Annotated in this window: 22 protein-coding genes; 18 read left to right on the top strand and 4 right to left on the bottom strand. The window is 71.4% G+C overall.

Going from position 1 to position 19,055, the window contains the following annotated elements:
• Positions 1 to 75: 75 nt before the first annotated feature.
• The 4 genes from ACZ4VW_RS09280 to ACZ4VW_RS09265 form a co-directional block, all read right to left on the bottom strand.
• Positions 76 to 1,416, bottom strand: a complete 1,341-nt coding sequence (locus tag ACZ4VW_RS09280) for an SCO6881 family protein (RefSeq protein WP_467960165.1) — start codon at positions 1,414 to 1,416, stop codon at positions 76 to 78.
• Positions 1,417 to 1,449: 33 nt separating this feature from the next.
• Positions 1,450 to 2,136: a hypothetical protein gene (locus ACZ4VW_RS09275; RefSeq protein ID WP_467960163.1), complete on the bottom strand. Its 687-nt coding sequence runs from the start codon at positions 2,134 to 2,136 to the stop codon at positions 1,450 to 1,452.
• Positions 2,136 to 2,468 (bottom strand): DUF6112 family protein, encoded by a 333-nt coding sequence (locus tag ACZ4VW_RS09270; protein ID WP_467960800.1) that lies wholly within the window; start codon positions 2,466 to 2,468, stop codon positions 2,136 to 2,138. Before ACZ4VW_RS09270 ends, ACZ4VW_RS09275 begins: the two co-directional genes overlap by 1 nt.
• A gap of 138 nt (positions 2,469 to 2,606) precedes the next feature.
• Positions 2,607 to 3,713, bottom strand: a complete 1,107-nt coding sequence (locus ACZ4VW_RS09265) for a C40 family peptidase (protein ID WP_467960161.1) — start codon at positions 3,711 to 3,713, stop codon at positions 2,607 to 2,609.
• Between the two features lie 704 nt (positions 3,714 to 4,417).
• Between ACZ4VW_RS09265 and ACZ4VW_RS09260 the strand changes: the two genes are divergently transcribed.
• From ACZ4VW_RS09260 to ACZ4VW_RS09175, 18 genes are all read left to right on the top strand, one after another.
• A complete protein-coding gene (locus ACZ4VW_RS09260) occupies positions 4,418 to 5,173 on the top strand; it encodes a DNA-methyltransferase (protein ID WP_467960159.1) in 756 nt (251 codons plus the stop codon).
• Positions 5,174 to 5,346: 173 nt separating this feature from the next.
• On the top strand, positions 5,347 to 5,982 hold the full coding sequence (locus tag ACZ4VW_RS09255; protein WP_467960798.1) for a DUF4913 domain-containing protein: 636 nt from the start codon (positions 5,347 to 5,349) through the stop codon (positions 5,980 to 5,982).
• Positions 5,979 to 6,494, top strand: coding sequence for a type II toxin-antitoxin system RelE family toxin (locus ACZ4VW_RS09250; protein WP_467960157.1), 516 nt, complete (start codon positions 5,979 to 5,981; stop codon positions 6,492 to 6,494). The genes ACZ4VW_RS09255 and ACZ4VW_RS09250 overlap by 4 nt, the downstream gene beginning before the upstream one ends.
• Positions 6,491 to 7,147 carry a DUF3631 domain-containing protein gene (locus tag ACZ4VW_RS09245; protein WP_467960155.1) on the top strand — a complete coding sequence of 219 codons (657 nt, stop codon included), beginning with the start codon at positions 6,491 to 6,493 and terminating at the stop codon, positions 7,145 to 7,147. Before ACZ4VW_RS09250 ends, ACZ4VW_RS09245 begins: the two co-directional genes overlap by 4 nt.
• Positions 7,148 to 7,159: 12 nt before the next feature.
• The gene (locus tag ACZ4VW_RS09240) at positions 7,160 to 7,840 is read left to right on the top strand and encodes a hypothetical protein (RefSeq protein ID WP_467960153.1); all 681 of its coding nucleotides are present in this window, start codon (positions 7,160 to 7,162) and stop codon (positions 7,838 to 7,840) included.
• Between the two features lie 120 nt (positions 7,841 to 7,960).
• Complete coding sequence (locus tag ACZ4VW_RS09235; RefSeq protein WP_467960151.1) at positions 7,961 to 8,302, top strand: SH3 domain-containing protein; 342 nt, start codon at positions 7,961 to 7,963, stop codon at positions 8,300 to 8,302.
• 203 nt (positions 8,303 to 8,505) lie between these two features.
• Positions 8,506 to 9,141, top strand: coding sequence for a hypothetical protein (locus ACZ4VW_RS09230; RefSeq protein WP_467960149.1), 636 nt, complete (start codon positions 8,506 to 8,508; stop codon positions 9,139 to 9,141).
• Positions 9,142 to 9,570: 429 nt separating this feature from the next.
• Positions 9,571 to 10,014: a hypothetical protein gene (locus ACZ4VW_RS09225; RefSeq protein WP_467960147.1), complete on the top strand. Its 444-nt coding sequence runs from the start codon at positions 9,571 to 9,573 to the stop codon at positions 10,012 to 10,014.
• A complete protein-coding gene (locus ACZ4VW_RS09220; RefSeq protein ID WP_467960146.1) occupies positions 10,011 to 10,436 on the top strand; it encodes a hypothetical protein in 426 nt (141 codons plus the stop codon). Before ACZ4VW_RS09225 ends, ACZ4VW_RS09220 begins: the two co-directional genes overlap by 4 nt.
• Positions 10,437 to 10,853, top strand: a complete 417-nt coding sequence (locus ACZ4VW_RS09215; protein ID WP_467960144.1) for a hypothetical protein — start codon at positions 10,437 to 10,439, stop codon at positions 10,851 to 10,853.
• A gap of 44 nt (positions 10,854 to 10,897) precedes the next feature.
• Positions 10,898 to 11,806 carry a winged helix-turn-helix transcriptional regulator gene (locus ACZ4VW_RS09210; protein ID WP_467960142.1) on the top strand — a complete coding sequence of 303 codons (909 nt, stop codon included), beginning with the start codon at positions 10,898 to 10,900 and terminating at the stop codon, positions 11,804 to 11,806.
• The gene (locus ACZ4VW_RS09205; protein ID WP_467960140.1) at positions 11,797 to 11,955 is read left to right on the top strand and encodes a hypothetical protein; all 159 of its coding nucleotides are present in this window, start codon (positions 11,797 to 11,799) and stop codon (positions 11,953 to 11,955) included. The genes ACZ4VW_RS09210 and ACZ4VW_RS09205 overlap by 10 nt, the downstream gene beginning before the upstream one ends.
• A 34-nt stretch (positions 11,956 to 11,989) precedes the next feature.
• Positions 11,990 to 13,252, top strand: coding sequence for an MFS transporter (locus ACZ4VW_RS09200; RefSeq protein WP_467960138.1), 1,263 nt, complete (start codon positions 11,990 to 11,992; stop codon positions 13,250 to 13,252).
• A 46-nt stretch (positions 13,253 to 13,298) separates the two neighbouring features.
• Positions 13,299 to 14,495, top strand: coding sequence for a hypothetical protein (locus ACZ4VW_RS09195; RefSeq protein WP_467960136.1), 1,197 nt, complete (start codon positions 13,299 to 13,301; stop codon positions 14,493 to 14,495).
• Positions 14,496 to 14,506: 11 nt separating this feature from the next.
• Complete coding sequence (locus ACZ4VW_RS09190) at positions 14,507 to 15,340, top strand: SPDY domain-containing protein (protein WP_467960134.1); 834 nt, start codon at positions 14,507 to 14,509, stop codon at positions 15,338 to 15,340.
• Between the two features lie 19 nt (positions 15,341 to 15,359).
• Positions 15,360 to 15,836: a hypothetical protein gene (locus ACZ4VW_RS09185; RefSeq protein ID WP_467960132.1), complete on the top strand. Its 477-nt coding sequence runs from the start codon at positions 15,360 to 15,362 to the stop codon at positions 15,834 to 15,836.
• A 94-nt stretch (positions 15,837 to 15,930) separates the two neighbouring features.
• Positions 15,931 to 17,640 (top strand): MSCRAMM family protein, encoded by a 1,710-nt coding sequence (locus tag ACZ4VW_RS09180; protein ID WP_467960128.1) that lies wholly within the window; start codon positions 15,931 to 15,933, stop codon positions 17,638 to 17,640.
• Positions 17,641 to 17,721: 81 nt separating this feature from the next.
• The gene (locus ACZ4VW_RS09175; protein WP_467960125.1) at positions 17,722 to 18,786 is read left to right on the top strand and encodes a SpaA isopeptide-forming pilin-related protein; all 1,065 of its coding nucleotides are present in this window, start codon (positions 17,722 to 17,724) and stop codon (positions 18,784 to 18,786) included.
• Positions 18,787 to 19,055: the final 269 nt, after the last annotated feature.

Below are 19,055 nucleotides of genomic sequence, written 5' to 3'. Positions count from 1 at the left end.
GGGACGGGTCGGGCCCGAGGCAGGGCGCACCGCGCGGGGCGGCGGGCCCTGTCGGGACGGGCGCGGGCGAGGGAACTACAGGCCGGCCGGAGAGCCGGGCTGCGCGGCACCGTCACTCGTGGACGGGGAGCCGTGGGCCGGCGGCATCGGGTCGGACGGGACACCGTGGTCCCAGCCGGTCTGCTGCCCGGCACCGGCGGTGTCGGTGCCGCCTCCGCTCCAGCTCGGTACGCCGCCGTCCTGGCCGCTGGCCGGGGAAGCGTTTTGGGCCTGCGGGGGCGCGGCCTGCTGCAGCAGATCCTGTAGACCACCGCCGGAGGAGTCGTCCGAGCCGCCCTTGTCCATGCTCATCCCGCCCGTCGGGTTGGCGGCGATGCCGCCGGGGAACCCTCCACCGCCGGCGGCCTGGGCCCCGCCCGACGCTCCGGCCCCGGCTCCCGCAGCGCCGCCGGTTCCGGCGGTCGCGGCTGCCGCTGCGGCTTTGCGTCCGGCGTTCTCGGCGTGCTGGCGGGCCATCGAAGCTCCGGCGCCACCGGCGCGGTGGATCGCCTCGCCGTCAGTGCTCTCGGACGCCCAGTGGACGAACTTGAAGACCATGTAGGGGCAGAGGAGGACGAGCAGCATGATCACCATGCCTGCCGCGATGTCCGCGAGGGCGGCCACTCCGTCCTTGCTGTCGGCGTTGCCGAGGGCGGAGATGCCGAGCACGAAGATGATCGTCATCAGCAGTTTGGAGACGACGAGGGTGGCAGTGGCCTCGATCCAGCCGCGGCGCCAGCGTCGGGCGACCTCCCAGCCGCCGCCCGCTCCCGCGAAGACGGCGAGTGTGACCAGGATGAGGATGCCGACCTTGCGGACCATCATCACGCACCAGAACAGGAACGCTCCCGCGGCCGAGGCGAGGGCGGCGACGACGGCCACGAGCCACCCGAGCCCGGCGACGGCGCCGATCTGCGAGACCTTGACGATTCGGCGTACGGCGGAGGAGATGTCGGTGCCGGCTGCCGCGAGCAGCCCGTTGGAGAGGGCGTCGACGACCTCGATGGCCACGGTGGTGAAGGTGATCGCGCAGAACGCGAACAGCACGCCCGAGGCGGTGCCGGTCAGCGCCTGAACGAGGGCTTGGCCGTCTCGCTTGATGGCAGCTCTGACGAGCTGGGCACAGAAGGTGGCGACCAGCAGGACGAGGCCGATGGGCAGGATCGTCTCGTAGTTGTCGCGGAACCAGCGCGCGCCGAGGTCGATGTTGGTGGTGCGGTCGATGGCCTTGGCGGCCAGGTCGGCCGCCGCGGCGGCGAGGTCGCCGGCGCTCTGAACCATCCAGTCCCCGATCGCACCGACGGGATCGGAGGCGAAGTCGATCGCGTCACCGACGTCGCAGATCGAGCCGGCGACGGGCAGGTCACAGAAGCCCACGTCGGGCGTCCTTTCGGGAGGTACGGGAGGGAGCTACGGGGCGACGCGCGGGGCGACGGCGACCAGGCGGCAGTCCGTGCCGGGGCGGCACTGGACGGCGAGGGTGATCTGCCGGTTCTCCGCGCCGGACCCGCCGCCCGCCCAGGCGAGTTGCGTCTTGCCGCGGACTGTGACGGCGTAGATGTACGCCTCAGTGATCGCGGCCGGGTCGTCGACGAGGGCCTGCTTGAACGCGGACGGGAAGCGCGCCTCGGAGACGGTGGCGGTGGCGTGCTGGCCGTTGTCCTTCAGCCGCGACCACAGCACCGGGTCGGGAACCTGGGCTTGAACGGAGTCCCAGTCCGCGTAGGCGGACTCCGAAGTCATCCACGCCCGCATGCCGACGAGTTGCTCGGCGTGGCTGGTGGTGCGGGCGTCAAAGGTCCACAGCATCACCGCGCTCGCCCGGGCGAATGCGAGCGGGTCGGAGATCGGCGGCGGCCCAGGTGCGGCCGACGTTCCGTCAACCGCTGACGGTGGCGTGGGGGACGCGCCGCCGGTCGAGTCCGAGGCGGACGGAGTCTGCTTCGGCGGCGCGGTGGCGGTGTTCTTGTCGTCGCCGGACCACCATGCGACCGCTCCGGCCAGGACGAGCAGAGCGGCCAGCGCACCGACCACGACGATCAAGCGGCGAGAGGGTCGCCAGCCGATGCCGAGCGCGTCGAGGGAATGTTTCCTCATCAGCGGACCTGCGAACCGAGGGCGGAGAAGAACGCCACGATCCCGTTGGCGGCACCGAGGCCGAGGGCGACCCCGGCTGCGGTCACGGCGCCCTTCTTTCCGTTGGCCTCGGCCTGGTGGGTGCCGGTGTGGTGACCCCACGCCCACACACCGAGGCTGAGGGCGAGCGCTCCGACCGCACCCACGATGCAGAAGAGATTGAGCGAGCTGACGACGGTGCGCAGGACATCAAGGCCGGGCAGCCCTCCGCTCTTCGGCGAGATGCCAGGGTCGAAGGCGAGGTGGAGGAACTGGTCGTACAGGGGTGGGGTGGAGGTGGTGGCGGGGGAGATGGTGGTGCGCTCCTTGTGTGCGCAGGGCGCGGCGGGGCCCTGCCTGGAACGGGAAGGAAGGAGAGAGGGAGGCGCTCTGCGGCGCGGAGGTGGCCCGGTCCGCCCGGCGCCTTATGGGGCTGGCCGGGCGGACCGGTGTCACAGAACCCGGCGCGCGCTGTGCGCGGCGTAGTCGGCGAGCGCGGCGAACCGGACCGGCTTGCCGGTGCGCGGGGCCTCGATGACGAGGCCGTGGCCGGCGTAGAGACCGACGTGTTCGGGCCTGGCCACGGTGCCTCGGCTGAACACCAGGTCACCGAGGCGGAGTTGATTCAGCGGGACGGCACGGCCCTCGCCGATCTGCGTGTACGTGGTCCGGGTCAAGGTGACGCCTGCGGCCTTGTACGCCTGCTGGGTCAGTGAGCTGCAGTCGCACCGGCCCATCGGGTCCGGCCCGTGGGGCGCCCGGCAGGTGCCACCCCACTGGTAGAGGGTGCCGAGCTGGTGCATGGCCCAGGTGAGGGCCGTCCTCGCACGGGGATCGGCGTCGGTGGGAATGGCGTAGCCCTTGGGGACGGCGCCTTCGGGAATCGGGCCGATCGTACTGCCGTCGTCGAGCGGGTCGCAGGAGTCGGCCGGCTGGTCCGGTCCGTCGCCCGCGGGGCGACCGGGCTTATTGAGCGTGGGGACGATGGCCTTCTGCAGGGCCCGAGCGAGCGGCTCCCACTGCGCGTAGGCATCGGGGAAGCCGGAGAGCTGGACAGCCTGTGCGGCCTGGGTGATCGTCATCTGCTGCCAGCCGGAGACCCTCAGCAGCCCCCTGTAGAACTTCGTGCTGGCATAGACCGGGTCGCGGATCTGGGCGGGGGAGCCCCAGCCCTGGCTGGGCCGCTGCTGGAACAGGCCGAGCGAGTCTCGATCGCCGTAGGCGAGGTTCCGCAGGCGGGATTCCTGGGTCGCGGTGGCCAGTGCGACGACCTGGCCGCGCTCGGGGACGGCGAGCGTGATGCCGGTGGCGACGATGGTGCGGGCGTGCGGGATCTGCTCGTCGGGCAGATCCAAGCCCTCGATGCGGAGGTCTTTGGCTCCGGAGCCGCCTAGTACGGCGGCGACCTGATGCTGCACCGCAGTGGTGTCGACCGGGTCGGCGTCGCAGGAGGTCGCGGTGGTGGCCGAGGAGTCGCCAGCCGCGGCGACGACGGCCATGCCGGCAAGGAGTAGTGGGGAGAGGCAGAGCGCGCCGATCGCGGCGGCGATGCCCTTCACTCGCGGGCGGCCTCGGGCCGGCGGGCAGCGGAGTGGTCACGTGGGGAAGGGAAGGGACGGGTCACGGCGAGTCCTCGGGGGTTGGGGCCTCCGGCCGCATGGTGTGCGAGAGGAAGGGCCGTACGGCCGGAGGGCTGGAGCCGGGCGGGGCCCGGGCCGGGTGCGTGTTGCCTCACGCACCCGTCGGGCGAGTGGAGTTACGGGAGGAACATGGGCGGACCTCCTCGGTCGGCGGATGAACCCGCCTGAGTGGGCTGGGGCGCGGGGAGCGTTACGGGCGGAACATCAGCGAAACCTCCTGGGCCTGGCGAAGCGGTGAGGGCGCGGTGAGCGGCTGCAGTGTCAGGGGCGGTACAAGGACGTACCTCCGTTGTGCGGAGATCGGGAGCGGAGACGGGGCGGCGCGGGAACGCGTGAGGGGTCACGGACGGAACACAGGGACCTCCTGGGCAGGAGAGGGAGAGGGGCGCCATCAGCGGTGTCCGCCGGGCAGTGACAAGACAGTAAGCCCGAATCCCCGGTCACCGAAATCGCCGCCTGAAACTCCCGTGATTCCGGGACTCTTGGCGACGATGCTTCTCAACCGGGGATCGTGCCCTACAGTTTTGGCCTCCCCGCGACCTCACCAGCATTCCCTCGCCGTGAGCCTCTGCGCGGTCTGGAGCTCTTCCTCCCGTATCCCTCTCCCGAATTGGGGCCCCCTTTTGACGTTTTCCCTTCACCAGGGTGACGCGCTGAGCGTCCTGACGACCCTGCCCGACGGCTGCGTCGACTCTGTCATCACCGACCCGCCGTACAACTCGGGCGGCCGCACCGCTAAGGAGCGTACGAGCCGGTCGGCCCGGCAGAAGTACGTCTCCGCGGATGCCCAGCACGTGCTGCCGGACTTCACCGGCGAGAACATGGACCAGCGCTCGTACACGCTCTGGCTGACGCAGATCATGACCGAGGCGCACCGGGCCACGAAGACCGGCGGCACGGCGCTGCTGTTCACCGACTGGCGCCAGCTTCCGGCGACCACGGACGCTCTCCAGGCCGCCGGATGGTTGTGGCTGGGCGTCCTGACCTGGCACAAGCCGCAGGCCAGGCCTCAGAAGGGCAAGTTCCGGCAGGACTGCGAGTTCATCGTCTGGGGCGCGAAGGGCCGCATCGATGCCGCCGCCAACCCGGTCTACTTGCCCGGCCTCTACAGCGCCTCCCAGCCCTCGGGCAAGGAGCGCCGGCACATCACGCAGAAGCCCGTCTCGGTGATGCGTGAGCTGGTCAAGATCTGCCCGCCGGGCGGGACGGTCCTGGACTTCTGCGCCGGATCCGGCTCCACCGGGGTGGCCGCCCTGCTCGAAGGACGGCAGTTCATCGGCATCGAGAAGACCAAGGAGTACGCGGCGGTCGCAGCCGATCGGCTGACCGAGACCCTCCAGCAGGCCGTGTGCCAGGACGACTTCTCCCTGACCGCCTGAACCGGACTGCGCCACCGATCCGCATTCCTGCCAAAGCGGCGCAATATAGCGGGACATCCCCGGTTTCCGAAACCGGGGATTCTCCGGAGCATCGGGGTCGCTGAGTTACCGGCCCGGCTGCAAGGAGATCCCTTTTCGTGTCCGAATCCACCGAGACCCGCGGCGGCGGGGAAATGGAACCGGTCCGCCTTCCGGAAGGCGACCTCGAATCCATCGAGGCGTCCGTGCGTAAACTGCTCGACCGGTCTGCCGAGCAGGCCCGCATGATCGACAACCTGGCCGCCGCCCCGCCGACCGGCCCCAGGACGGCCGGCATGCCATACGCGGGTTTCCCCGGCATGTCGGCCTTCACCCCGCCGACCCTGCCGCCCGAACCCAAGCCGATCCTGGAGCTGGAAGGCGAGGAGTTCGAGGACGAGCTGGTCGCCCTGACCGACTGGGTCGACGACCACCTCATGGACGTCTACGGCGCCGAGATCACCACCGCCGCGCCCTGGTGCCCCCAGTGGCAGGATCACCTGGACGTCGTGGCCTGGCTGCACGCCCTGTGGATGGCCTATCAGCAGCACAAGGACCCCGAAGCCGGGCCCAGTGGGATGTTCGTCTGGCACCGCGACTTCCTCACCCACGCCATGGCTCACGTCCGGGGTCCGGGCGGCCCACTGAGTGCCTGCCAGACCGACCCGGACCGGCCCGAGCACCGCCTTCTGCGTGCCCCCGGCCCCTCGACGCGGTCCATCGCCCGCGATGCCGAGGCCCAGGCGGAAAGCGGCACTTCCGCCCAGGATGACCTCGGACTCGAACCGTGACGCAGCCGCAGCCGCAGCCGCCGGCGTACGGGCTGTCGTTCAACCCGGAGGCTCTGACCGACCTGCGGGCCCTCCCGCGCGACATCCGAGACCGCGCGCTGGGGCTGATCGAGGACGTCGTCCGGGCCCGCGTCACGGGCGGCGCGCTCACCGGCGAACTGCGCGAATACCGAAAGCTCTACCTGGGCGAGAGGTCCGAATGGCGGGTCGTCTACCGCCTTCAGAAGGCCCCGCCGGGATCCCATCATGACCACGAGGCTCACGTGGTCGCCGTCCGGCCCCGAGCCCGGCACGACGTCTACGACACCGTCCGCGCCCGCGTGAACCGCCCACGCTCGGCCGTCGGCCCCCGCGCTCATGCGGCCCGCACCCTGCCACCCCAGTTGCAGGGCCGTAAACCGCACCCCGCTCCGCTCGACGCCTCCACGGCAACGCCGGCCCCTGCCTTGCGGTCAGCGGACCTGTTCACCTCACCGAAGCCCGACACCGATCAGAACCGGAACCGACGTTGACCACCAGCCTGCACATCAGCGCCCTGCCCGACCTCATCGGCCGCCTCGTCACCGACGTCCTCTATCCCGTCCCCGTGCCGCACCCGCACCACCAGACCCTGCTGCAGATGAAGGACCGCCAGGCCGAGCTCGACAAGGAACTGCGCGCCATACTCGCCGGCCCCAGGCCGAGGAACCACGTCGAGGCGGAGGCCGAGCTGGACGACATCGTCAACCTGCTCATCGACAGGCTCGATGTCGCTCGCGACCTGGGCCTCCTGCTCGGCGACGACACCTGCTGCACCGGCATGACGACGGACGACGAGGAGGAGCCGGTCGACGTCTCCGAACCCTTCGCCGCGACCGCGGACTGCGCCGGCCGCGCGCCGCGCGTCGCCGACTCGTGCATCGTCTCCGCCTGCCTGTCCGTCTTCGACGACTACGGTTGCCCGGACGCCCTGGCCTCGGCCGACATTGTTGCCGCCCTGCGCACCATGCACGGCACCGCCGAAGGACGCTGGGCCTACGCGGAACTCACCCAGGCCCGCCTCGCCACACTTCTGCGCCCGTACGAGGTCGCCAGCCGCGACATCACCCTTCCCGACGGCCGCCGCCGAAAGTCCTACCGGCGCACCGCCCTCCTGGCTGCTCTCCCGGACGACTTCGCCTGCTGACGGGCCGGCCCGATGACCCTGCCCACCCGCACGACGGCGCCGACCGCCCTCGACGGACAGATAGAGCAGACCGTCGGAGACCTCTCGGCCCTCCACCACGACCACATGGCCGGACTGCTCGCCGACGAGCGCGCCGCCCTAGCCGCAGCTCACCGGGACCTCGGACTCGCGGAGACCGCTGTCGCGTACCACCTGAACGTGCTGATGAAGCTCTCCTCGGGCACCCACCCCGTCGATCCTGCCCTACTCGACCGGATGCGTCGGACACTGAGCGACCTCGCCCGCGCTGCCGCTGTCCGCGACGAGAGGCAGGACCGCGCTGCCAGCGCGCTCGACACGGTTCGCTCGGCTGCCCCGGTCCCCGTCCCGGCGGACAACGAGCTGACCCCGCACCATTTCGCCGCTCTGCTGTCGCTGGCCTCGGGCGGCACCGTGCGGGAGCACCTGCACACCCACCGCGTGTCCGTGCGGACCGCCCATGGACGGCTCGTGGACTATGCAGCCTTCCAGCGCCTCGAATACCACGGCCTTGTCGTCCGCGACACTTCCCGAAGCCTGATCGTGGGCCAGCCCGTCGCCCTCACCGACTCCGGCCGTTCCGCTCTGCTCGGCTTCCGCCGCACCGCGACGCCCCAGGCCACCGCGCCGGCCCGTCCGGTCGGCGCATGGCCGACTCCGGCCCGCAGCCGCTGACCGCCCTGCCCGCTCGCTCCCGCACGAACGGGTTGTCGGGGCCTCAGCCCTGGCCACACCGCTGCCCCGGCGCAGCGCACCTTCCCTTCCCTGTTTCCTCCCGACCCTCAGGAGACCCCCTTGCGTTTCACCCGTACCGCCCTTTGTGCCGTCGCCCTCGCCAGCGTGGCCATCCCCGCCACCGCCGGCGTCGCCACCGCATCCACCGCCGCACCGGCGTCGCTCCCGCTCGTGCGTGACTGCGACCGGCCCGGCCCGTGGACCATCGGCACCAGCGCCGTCAATATCCGCAAGAGCCCCACGACCAGCTCCTCCATCGTCGGCGTCCTCTACCGCAGCCACCGGTTCACCGTGCACTCCTCCCGCGGCGGCTGGCACTACATCACGGACCGCACGACGGGCGTGAAGGGCTGGGTGTCCGGCAGCTACGTCTACCGCGACGCGTACATGTGCCTCGACTGACATCCCTGTCTCGTGTCGCTGCCTGCGCAGCAGGGCGCGCCCCCTCCAGCCGGCCCCTCTCCTCGCGAGAGGGGTCGGCGTCACCGAGCGTCGTCCGCGTTCTGCCATCCCCATCCACTCCCCTCGCGAAAGCGCCTCCCGCCGTGCTCTATCAGCACCCCGACTATGGGATTGATGGCTTCGAACCGGCTGACGACAGTCAGGTGAAGCTCCTCCTCGGCGTCGAGGCACCGGAACTCAAGGTCCTGGCCGAACCCCACACGCCGGCCGACGGCTACTTCATCCTTCATGACGAGTCCGCCACCTGGGGCATCCCCGGCTCACCCCAGCTTCGGGCCGTGCACCTCTCGCGGGACCTGCACGCTCGCACCTTCGAAGTCGCCACGGAGGGCTTCCCGTTGTTCGCCATGGCGGAGTCATGGCTCCTCGACCGGGGCTGTCCGCCTGGTGCCATCGGGCCACCTGACGTGCATGTCGCTGCCGACGATGTCACCCGCGCCCTGGAAGCCCGTGTCCGTCGCGACGCCGTCCGCTTGGCTGTGCTGGACAGCTACACGCACGACAGCGAACCACTCCAGGTCGTGGTGATGCTCCGCTCCAACCCGGGTGTCGAGCCGAAGTTCCGGATTCTCTGGGAACGCTACGACACCGACCACGGTACCCACACCCTGCGCGAAGGCGGCTTCGCCACGTACGACCAGGCGCGCGCCTGGTGGAACGCCTGGCAGCAAGGCGATCCGCCCCCGCTGCCCACTCCAGTGCCCGTCCATCGGCGAGGAGTCTGCGCCTCCCGGCCGGTTCCGCCGACCTCGACGGGCCTTCAGGGCAGGAGCCGGTGAAGCCGGTTCTGGACTCCGAGTTGGGGCTTGACTCCGTGATCAGCGGGCGGAAGAGGGGCTCAATATATCGGCGGTTGCCCGGTTTCCGAAACCGGGGATTCTCCGGACCCTTGCCTCTGTCCCCGCCACGCCTGTGGAGGCGGCCTTCTCTCCCTGTTCAGCCTGGTCTGGAGTCCTTCGCCGTGTGCTACTCGCCCGCCGCCATTACCTCCGTCGTCCTTGATGGCGGCCCAGCGGCAACCCATCCCCGCGCGGCTCCGGCACCCGCGAGCCGTCCGGCGCCGTGGATCGCGTCGCCCTTCGCCCTCGCCATCCACGCACGGGCCGATGCCGCGTCGGACACCCCCGATCAACTCCGCCGCGATGAGCGCGTTCGCCCGTAGCCGCCCGGCGCCTCCCCACCGTTTCCTTCCCCTGGAGCACCATTCCGTGTCCGAGACCCCCGACTTCCTCGACGGCGAGATCGTGGCCGTGCTCGCCGAGCAGATTGAGACGCACTTCGAGATGACGCTTCCCGAGCTCGCCCGGGCCGTGAAGACCGCACCGCACGCCCACGCCGGCGCCACCAACGTCGTCCACGCCTACGGCCTGCTCACCCAGGCCCAGTCCGCGGTAGAGAAGTCAGAGGACGCACTCCTTGCCGCGCTGGAGACCGCCGTGGGCGAGATTCTCGACGACCCGGTCATGGGCCTGGCCCAGCGGGTGAACGAGGCCGTTGAACTGCGTGATGCCAACGCGGAGCGACTGCGGTTCCTCCTCGACGTGCCGACCGGGAAGCCGGACATTCGGACACGCCTGGTACCGCGCCTGACCACCACCCTTCCCACTGCTGCCTCGGCCCAGCCGGTCCGGATCTCGGGTGTCGCACGATGACCGGCTCCCGGAAGCCGAGCAGCCAGGACGAGGCTCTGGAGAGCGCCTTCGGTGCCCCGCTGACCGACCTGTACGAGCAGGCCGTGCGCCCGGGCGCCTCACCCGCGCTCGTCCGGGCCCTGGAGTTGAGGTCCTTCCTCGCCCTGGCCGAGGAGCAGGTCGTCCGGGTCCGCGACCGCGTCTGCGCGAGCATGGGGCCGGACGGTGACATGGACTTGCTGTCCGCAGAGGTCCTCCAGTCCGATGTGTACTGGCTGGAGGCCGCGCTGGACGGTCGGCGCGGCTATCGCCGTGCGCTGGACTCGCTGTTGTCCGCCATGCCGCCGCTGACCACCCGGCCGGCACCCGCTGTGGAGACCAGCCTTCCTCTTGCTCGACCGGCCACGTCCGCGGAGGCGGGCGTGTTGGCCCGGGGCCGCTGAGTGCCCGATCCGTACGCCGCCTCCCGGACCGCGGGGGAACGGATCGAAGCCCTCTACGGCCGCCCGATCGCCGAACTCGCCGCCAGTGCTGAGGCCGGCAGCATGCGCTACGCCCTGCTCAACAGCTTCGACGCCCTCCAGCACGCCGACCGCGGCGTCGTCTTCCACACCGAGCAGCTACACCGCCTGACCGCCCCCGACCGCACCATCGAGGCCGTGGACGTCGGCCACATCATCGACGGCGCCCGTCGCCTCGCCCACGCCGTCACCACCCGCGACTCCCACGCACGGGTTCTCGGCGATGTCCTGCAGAGCCTGCGCCGCGTCCCCGACGGCGCACCCGACCTCCCGAAGGTCTGCGAACCCACGGCGGCCCTGCCGTCGGCGCCCGCTCCGGTCACCGCCCGCTCGCGGTAACCCCCTTCCCTCCCTCGTACCTCCGCCCCGTCTGGAGTTCTCCCGTGGCCGCTGCCCGAGTCCCGTCCACCGACCTGCCCCGCGTCGTCGAGGCGCTGGAGATGATCGCACCGCGCTGGAGCGTATGGGTGCTCATGACGCTCGCCGCCGAGACCCAGCCGCTGCGCTACAGCGAGGTCAACGCCCGACTGCCGTGGCTCGTCGACGGCCAGCTCACTCCCCGCCTTCGCGCGCTGTCCGAGGCCGGCCTGATCGAGCGCACCGCCTTGTCCCGCAAGCACGTCACGTACGGGCTCACCGACCGGGGCCGGGCCCTGCTGCCGACCCTGGAAGCACTGGCTTCCTACGGCGACCAGCACCTCGACAAGCAGCTCATCGAAACGAAGGTGACCTCGAACGGCACGACGCAGGTGGAGATGCTGCCCGAGCGGATACCGGCCGCGCAGAACGCCGAAGACGCCCTCGCCCTGATCTCGTACAAGCACGCCACAGCGTTGCTGTGGACGCTCAAGGAGCGCGGCTCCTCGACCATGGCGGCCCTCCACCAGGAGACGATGCCGGAACTCAGCGTCGCCGCCGTCTACCACCCGGTGTACAAGCTGAGCGAGGACCGCCTCGTCACCATCGCTCCCCAGGCAGGGGCGGATCAGGACACCCCGACGCTCAACACCGCCAGGCTCAGCCTGACGGCGGCTGCCCGCTCCCTCGCGCCGGTGTACCAGGCCGTGGCCGCCTGGGCGACCGGCCGGCCGCACACGGATGCCGGCCACCATCCTCTGTGGGGGACCGTCCGGCTGCCGGCCACCGTGCGGTCCGGACAGTGGGCCGCACACCAGGTCCGGCATACCGCGCGCGCCGCCGTGCCGGTCGCCCAGCCGCCCGCCCCCGCCCCTGCGAAGACGTGGCGACCGAACGAGCTGTTCTCCTCGCCCACCACCGGGCCGTGCCGGTGACCGGCCGTACGAGGCAGCGACGGGACCCCCGACTGGGCGAGGCCATGGTGATCGCCCTGTGCGCCGCCTACCAGCCCGCGACCCGACCCGTCACCGCCGTCGCGACCGCGCCGAGTCCCGCCCCGGTCCGCCGCTCCGCCCGCGGCTGACGCACCGCGCGCCACCTCACCGGAAAAAGCACCGATGTCCCGCAAGCATGCCCAGGCCCGCCCACCGGCCGGTCGCCACGCCCGCATCCCCGCCTTCGGCCCTGTGCGCGGTGTCTACGTACCACGCACCGCGGACGCCGGTGCCTTCGCGATGAGCACCTACGGCATCCCGCTGCTCGTCCTCGCCGTCACCGACTCCGCTGCCCTGACCGGGTTGGCGTTCGTGCTCGAATGGCTGCCCCGACTCTCGGCGTTCGCGCTCGCGGGAGCGGCCGTGGACCGGGTCGGCAGCACTCGGGTGCTGCGGATCGCCTCGGTCCTGCGCGCCGTGGTCGTGCTGTCCGCTGCCGCCGTCCTGCCCGTCGTGGGCGACGGCGCGGGGGCCGTGGTCACCGTCATGACCCTGGCCGCAGTGACCGGCGTTCTCACCGAGTTCTCCTACATCGCGGCCGAGACCGCAGGCGGCGTGGCGAGCCGGGACGCAGGGGAGCATGCCCACCGGGTCCAGGCCGTGCTGCTCGGCATCGACCAGTGCGCCACGCTCGCCGGCCCGGCCCTGTCCGGCGTCCTCCTGCAGTACGTCGGGGCGACCGGCATGCTCCTGACGATCGCCGCCTGTTCCCTGCTCGGCGCCGTGCTCGCCCCCCGCCAGCGTCCGACCTGGCCGCAGGAGTCTCCCGTCCCGGTCGTCCAGGGCATGAAGACCGGTTGGAAGACGCTGCGTTCACTGCCCGCCCTGGGCTGGCTGTGCGTCGGGTTGCTGTTGTCCAACACGGCGATCGGTCTCGTCCAGGCCGCCGGCCCCGTGCTGGTCATCCAGCAGCTCGGCGGCACCAGCAGCCAGGTCGGTCTGGTCTGGTCGGCCGCGGCGGTCGCCTCCCTCGCCATGGTCGCCCTCGCCCGCCTCGCCATCGACCGCGTCGGACTGTGGCCGGTCGGCGCCGCAGCCGCCGCCCTCGCCTCCGCCACCTGCCTCGCCCTGGCCGCCGCCGACACCTACACCGTCTTCCTGGTCCTCGTGGCCCTGCTGATGGCCGGCGAAGCCGGCATGACCGTCGTGTTGCGCACCCTGCGCGCCCGTTTGGTACCCGCCGAGGTCTTCGGCAGCACCCTGAGCCTGATCATCCTGCTGCTCCTGGCGCCCTTCCCGATCGCCGGAGCCCTCGTCGCCCTCACCCCGCCCGACCTGCTGGGCCACGCCATCACCGCCTGCGCTGTCCTGCAGGCCCTCGGACTCGCCGTCTCCTTCGCCAAGCTCCGCACCCATCCCGCCGCCCGCCGCCCCGCGACCGCCTGACCCATCGCCGGCCCAGCTCACACCGTCCGTAGAAGGAGCACCCGCCATGACTCAGCCGACCGACGACAAGCGGCACGGACCGCGTCTGCGCCTGCGCGACGTCGCAGCCCTCGACGACCGCTCCTTCGACCTCTATATAGGGGAGCGGTTCGACCAGCTGGTCACGGCCGCGATCGCCGACGCCGACGGCCGGCTCCTTCCCGCACAGCACACCGTCCTCCACGCCCCCGAACGTCTCCAGCAGCTTCGCGACGCCCTCATCTTCGCCGAGGGCGACCTCCAGGTGGGCTTCGAGCGGATGACCTATCAGCACGACGCCCGCGCAGCACGGACCGCTCGGCTCCTGCGAAGGGTCCGCACCGCCCTGCACGAGGTCAACCGCGAAGCCGCCGCCGCGCGGCACGCCGAGGCACGTCGGCGGGAGGCCGACGCCGAACCGCTGTCCAACGATGTGATCGTCACGGCTCGCAGCTGGCTCGTCGACGCCCTTCCCGACCACTTCAGCCGGCAGCTCACCCAGACGCTCGCCGACGCGGGGCTCTCTCCCCGACCGGCTGCGGCCGATGTCTTCGACACCGTCGAGGAGGGGTGGCGCGACGGACACCTCACAGCGACGCATACGCCGCAGGCGGAGGAACTGTTCGCCAAGGGTCCCGTCGCCTTCCGCGGCCTGGTCGCTGACGACGCCCGAGCCCAGAGCGCTCGCGTGGCGGGGCTGCGCCACCCGCTCCTTCAACGGCGCTGGGCCAGGGCACTGGCCGAACTCACCGACCTCACGGTGCCCGTGGCCCGCGCCTCCAGTGCCTCCGCTCTCGGCCCGCTCCCCGAAGGCGTCTACGACATGCCCGAGGCCGACGCGTACAAGATCTTCAACGCCCGCCGGTTCCTCACCGCCGTGTGGCAGCGTCAGGCCGAGCACAAGCGCCTCATCCACCACTACGCCGCCACCGTCACCGAACGCCGTCGCTCGACCCCGGAGGAAGAACAGCGGCGCCGTGCCGTGGGTGCCGCCATCGACCGCCTCGTCAACGAGCAGCCGACCGCCGCAGCCCGCCTCCTGACCGGACTGTGCCCACACATCACCGGAGACGGCCTGATCGAACTGTCGGCCAAGGAGCGGACCGATCTCAAGCGCCGACTCATCGCCGAGGCCCGCGCCGCCGCACAGACACCTCGCCCGCTGGGCACCGCGCTGCCTCCGGCCCCGCCCGCGCGCCTCGCTGCCGCAGCTGCCGCCCGCTGACCGACACCATCGTGGAGTTGCCCTTGTCCTCCCCGCTGCCCGTGGACGGTGACGTCTACGTCACCCCCCGATACCTGGCCGGATCCTCCGGCGACGGCCACGCCGGCTTCGCACCCGTCGCCCACTGGCCCCACCACCACCTCGACGACGGCCCGCACCAGCTCGTCGTCACCAGCCCGGACCACCGGATCCGCATCGGCTGGGCCGGGGACGACTACGACCTGTGGACCATCAGCGCCGCACCGGACGCGATGTCCCCGCCGCAGTGGATGGCCGTCGCCAACCAGAACACGCCCGCGGAACTAGTCGGGGCCCTGACTGCCGCGCTCGCACAGGACTGGGCGGAGGACAGCGATCGCTTCCTCGCTGGCCCTTGCCGCCGGTCCGACGCCTTCGAACCGCTGATCACCGCCGGCTGGACGCTCGGCGGACTGGACCGGGGGTGGCTGCGTATCAACGCCCCTGACGGGCAGGCCGGGGTGACCGTAGACGTCGGCAACCGGCACCCCGACGAGTCGATCACGCTGTGGGCGGGGCCCGCCGGGTGGGGCACTCGCGCCGGGATCGTCTTCAGCTCCCGGACGCCGCCCCACCTGATCGCCGCCACCGCGAAGGCGTTCACCGACCCGGCCCCCGTACCCCGCTGGCGCGTGACCCTCAACCCGCGTCTGGCCGCGTACGCCACGCTCACCCCGGTCGAGCCGCCCAAGTCGCCGGCCCCGACGCCCCGCGACATTCGGTCCCGAATCGCCGTCCGCCCGCCAGTCGCCGTCGGCAGTGTCCCGCGCTGGAGCACCACCACCCCCTCGGCACTCCTGCCCGCCCGGCCCGCCGCACGCCGCTGACCACGAGGAAACCCGCACCTTGCCCCTCTTCGCCGAACAGTTTTTCGCCGACCACCTCACCCTCCCGTATCCGGAGGCGGTCGTCGTGGGAGACACCTACTACGCCAGACCCGCCCCCGACCTTCGTCTCCGGTTGCGCGTTAGCTTTGCCGATACCAGCTACCACAAGCGCTACGACGCCCTGCGCATCGAAGTCGTGCACCCCGACCAGGGCCGGATCGACGCCCAGTTGCTGAACTTCGCGGAGCACGGTGCCTTCGCAGCCCGCGACAAGCGACTGGACACTGCGCGGAACGATGCGAGGTACGGCACCTTCACCGACTGGCACCCCACCGACACCCCGCCGTGGCAAGGAATCGGCACCGCCGGCCTCCGGAGGGCGATCGATCGATACGTCCAGCTGTGGTTCCCCGGTGCCCCGTCGGTCCATACGGGACCGAAAACTCCCGCCGCTGTGCCCGCGTTGCCCGCCGCCCGCCTTGCTCGGAGCCGGTAGCGCGCACACTCCCCGGCGTCCTCGGCGCCCGTCTCCTCGTCCGCCGACTCGAGCCTGCTTCCCTCTCCTACATCGACAGGACTTCCCCATCTTCATGCGTCTTCGCTCTGCTCGCCCCGTCCAGCTGGCCGTCGCCGTCGCCGCGTGTGCCGCAGGCACTCTCCTGGCCGCCCCCGCCTTCGCTGCGCCGTCAGTCGGCGAGATCCTCGGCCCGGGCTACACCATCCCGGACTCCGAAGGCCACGCCGCCTCCAGCCACATCGGGGCCTACGGCCCGCCCGGCCCCGCCGTCCATGGCGACATCGAGACCTACTGCGCCGATCCCGAGCGCAAGGGCCCTGCCGACGCCGGCGGCTACAGCACCCCGCGACCGGTCATCTCCTGGACGTCGTCGGTGACTGGCAAGGCCGTGCCCAAGGAGCGTCTTGCGCAGGCTGCGTATGTGATCGGCAAGTACGGGCAGACTCGTGACAACGCGCAGGCGGCGGCGGTGGACGCGGTCGTGTACGAGTACCTGGCCGGCGGCACGTACGCCCTCGACGGCGCCCGCGGCAAGCAGCGCCTCGCGTACCCCGTCGTGTCCCCGACCGCCCGTACCCTCGCCCAGGGCTACATCACCGAGGCCCAGCGGCTCGCCGGCCCCTACACCCTCACCATCACCCCCTCGGTGAAGACCACCACCGCCGGGACGAAGGTCACCGTCGCCGTGAAGGTCACCACGAGCGCGGGCGCCCCGGTGCCGAAGGTGACCGTCGCGCTGGCCGAGTCCGGCTCCGGCACCGCCTCGGGGAAGGTCACCACCGGCACGAGCGGCACCGCCCAGTGGGAGTTCATCGCGAAGACGGCGGGCACCGCCAGTGTCACCGCGACGGCTGACGGCCTGCCCGCCACTGACCTTCAGGTCCTCACGCCGAAGAACGCTGCCGCCCAGCGCATGTTGCTCGCGGGCGGCACCACGAGCGCGAAGGACTCCGCCACCGTCACCGTGGGCGAGGCGACCGGAGGCATCACCATCCGGAAGAAGGACCCCGAGGGCACGCGCATGGTCGGCGTCACTTTCCAGCTTCTGGACAAGGACGGGAAGAAGGTCGCCGAGGGCAAGACCGACGCACAGGGCGTCCTCGCCTTCGACCAGCTCCCGGCCGGCACCTACCGCCTGCGAGAGACCTCCTCCGGCAGCCCCGTCCACGACCTCGTTCCCGAGCAGACCATTACGATCACCGCCGGACGTACCGCACAGGCCAACCCGTTCGACCTGGTCGATCCGTTCAAGAAGGCCGATCTGGCGGTGAAGAAGATAGACAAGAACACCGGCAAGGCGCTCGCGGGCGCGACCATCGCCATCCGAGCCGACCGGACCGACAAGACCGGCAAGCACGCCCCCGGCAAGGTCGTCACCACGCTGACCACCGGGACGAACGGCACCGCCGAGGCCGACCTCGACGTCACACTCAAGGCCGGCACCCACTACTGGGCCGCTGAGACAAAGGCTCCCGACGGCTACCAGCTCGACACCACGCCCGTCCCCTTCACCGCCCGGCCGGGCGCCGACGTCACGGTCACCCTCGCCGACCAGCGCGTCCCGACCACCCCGCCGCCGAGCCCGAGCACCCCGCCCACGACGTCCCCGGCCCCGCCCACAACACCTCCGGCTTCGCCGAGCACCCCGCCCTCCGGCTCCTTGGCCCACACCGGCAGCGACACCACGCCCTGGCTGATCGCCAGCGCTACCGGCCTCCTCGCCGCCGGCGGCGGACTCTACTTCCTCAGCCGCTGCCGACGCACTGACACGTCCGCCGACTGACTCACGCCCGGGGCACGCCATTACCGGCCCCGGGGCGCCCCCTGACCCGTCCCGCACGAAGCCCGGAGCACTGACCCCGCCATGCGCACCCGTCTCGTCCCCGTCCTCGCGCTCACCGCGACCGCCCTCACCACCGCCCCAGCCGCCTTCGCGGCCCCGGTCCCATCTCCGACACCCACCACCGGCTCACCCCGGACCGCGCAGGTCGAGGCCACGGAGGTCGGTGGGCTGCGCATCCACAAGAAGGATCCCGAGGGACGGCCGGCAGCCGGTGCCGTCTTCCAACTGCTCGATACCGCGGGCAAGACCCTCGCCGATGGCAAGACCAGCGCCGAGGGGACCCTTACCTTCACCGGAATCGCCCCCGGCATTACCCGCCTCAAGGAGGTCAACTCCGGCAGCCCGCTGCTCGGCACCGTGCCCGATCAGGACGTCGTCATCACCCCCGGCGAGCCCACCGATCTGCAGATCACCGACCCCTACAAGCCCGCCGAGCTCACACTCAAGGTCACCGACAAGACCACCGGCAAGGGCCTGGCCGGCGCCGTGGTCAACATCGCCCCGAAGGGTGCCAAGGGCGCCAAGGGCGCCTTCACCCTGACCACCGGCAAGGACGGCACCGCCAAGTCTCCCCTCCCCGTGGGGAAGAAGACCGGCACCACCTACACCGCCACCGAGACCAAGGCACCCGCTGGCCACCGCCTGCAGGCCGCACCCGTCGACGTCACCGCCACCCCCGGCGCATCCGTCACCGTCTCCCTGACCAACATCGCCACCAACACGGCGCCCCCCGCCCAGAAGCCGACCGAACGACCGATCAGCCGACCCACCGAGTCAGCCACCGACCAGCCGACACCCGGCAGCTCTCCGTCCGCCAGTGCCTCCCCCACGGGGGCGGTTCCCTCCTCGTCCTCCTCCACCAGCCCCGCCACCACGGTCCCTGCATCGCCGACCGCCGGAGCCGAACCGACTGGCTCCCTCGCGAACACCGGCTCCACCTACGCCACCCCCGTGTTGCTTGTCGCCGGTAGCGTCCTCCTCGTCGCGGGAGGCGTCACCGTCTACTTCTCCCGCCGCCGCAAGAAGGCAGTCGGCACAGAGTCCACCTCCGACACCGGTCAACACCGACGCACCGACGGCAACTGATCCAGGCGTAACCCACTCGAAGGCCCCGGGAACCTGAGCAGGGTTCCCGGGGCCTTCGGCTGTGTGGACGGTGACTTCGCGAGTGCGGCACTCCATGGCGACGAGGGTTCGTCCTGCCGTTACGTTCCTTCGTCGTGCCCGTTCTCACACGAGAGCCGTGGCCGCTGCCCGCGTGGAGCGGGACGGCGGCCACGGCCTTTTCGGTGTGTCTGGCCAACAGTGTGCGCTGCGCACGAGATAGACGCTCTCGGAGCGCTGTACGCGGCGCC

The organism is Streptomyces sp. NPDC029139, assembly GCF_055564335.1.
This window is presented reverse-complemented; position numbering and strand designations above follow the sequence as displayed.

What these genes read in the sequence shown, in the direction of transcription:
- ACZ4VW_RS09275 (WP_467960163.1), bottom strand. Translation starts at nt 2,136, where the DNA reads ATGAGGAAACATTCCCTCGACGCGCTCGGCATCGGCTGGCGACCCTCT.
- ACZ4VW_RS09255 (WP_467960798.1), top strand. Translation starts at nt 5,347, where the DNA reads ATGGAACCGGTCCGCCTTCCGGAAGGCGACCTCGAATCCATCGAGGCG.
- ACZ4VW_RS09240 (WP_467960153.1), top strand. Translation starts at nt 7,160, where the DNA reads ATGACCCTGCCCACCCGCACGACGGCGCCGACCGCCCTCGACGGACAG.
- ACZ4VW_RS09220 (WP_467960146.1), top strand. Translation starts at nt 10,011, where the DNA reads ATGACCGGCTCCCGGAAGCCGAGCAGCCAGGACGAGGCTCTGGAGAGC.
- ACZ4VW_RS09200 (WP_467960138.1), top strand. Translation starts at nt 11,990, where the DNA reads ATGTCCCGCAAGCATGCCCAGGCCCGCCCACCGGCCGGTCGCCACGCC.
- ACZ4VW_RS09195 (WP_467960136.1), top strand. Translation starts at nt 13,299, where the DNA reads ATGACTCAGCCGACCGACGACAAGCGGCACGGACCGCGTCTGCGCCTG.
- ACZ4VW_RS09180 (WP_467960128.1), top strand. Translation starts at nt 15,931, where the DNA reads ATGCGTCTTCGCTCTGCTCGCCCCGTCCAGCTGGCCGTCGCCGTCGCC.
- ACZ4VW_RS09175 (WP_467960125.1), top strand. Translation starts at nt 17,722, where the DNA reads ATGCGCACCCGTCTCGTCCCCGTCCTCGCGCTCACCGCGACCGCCCTC.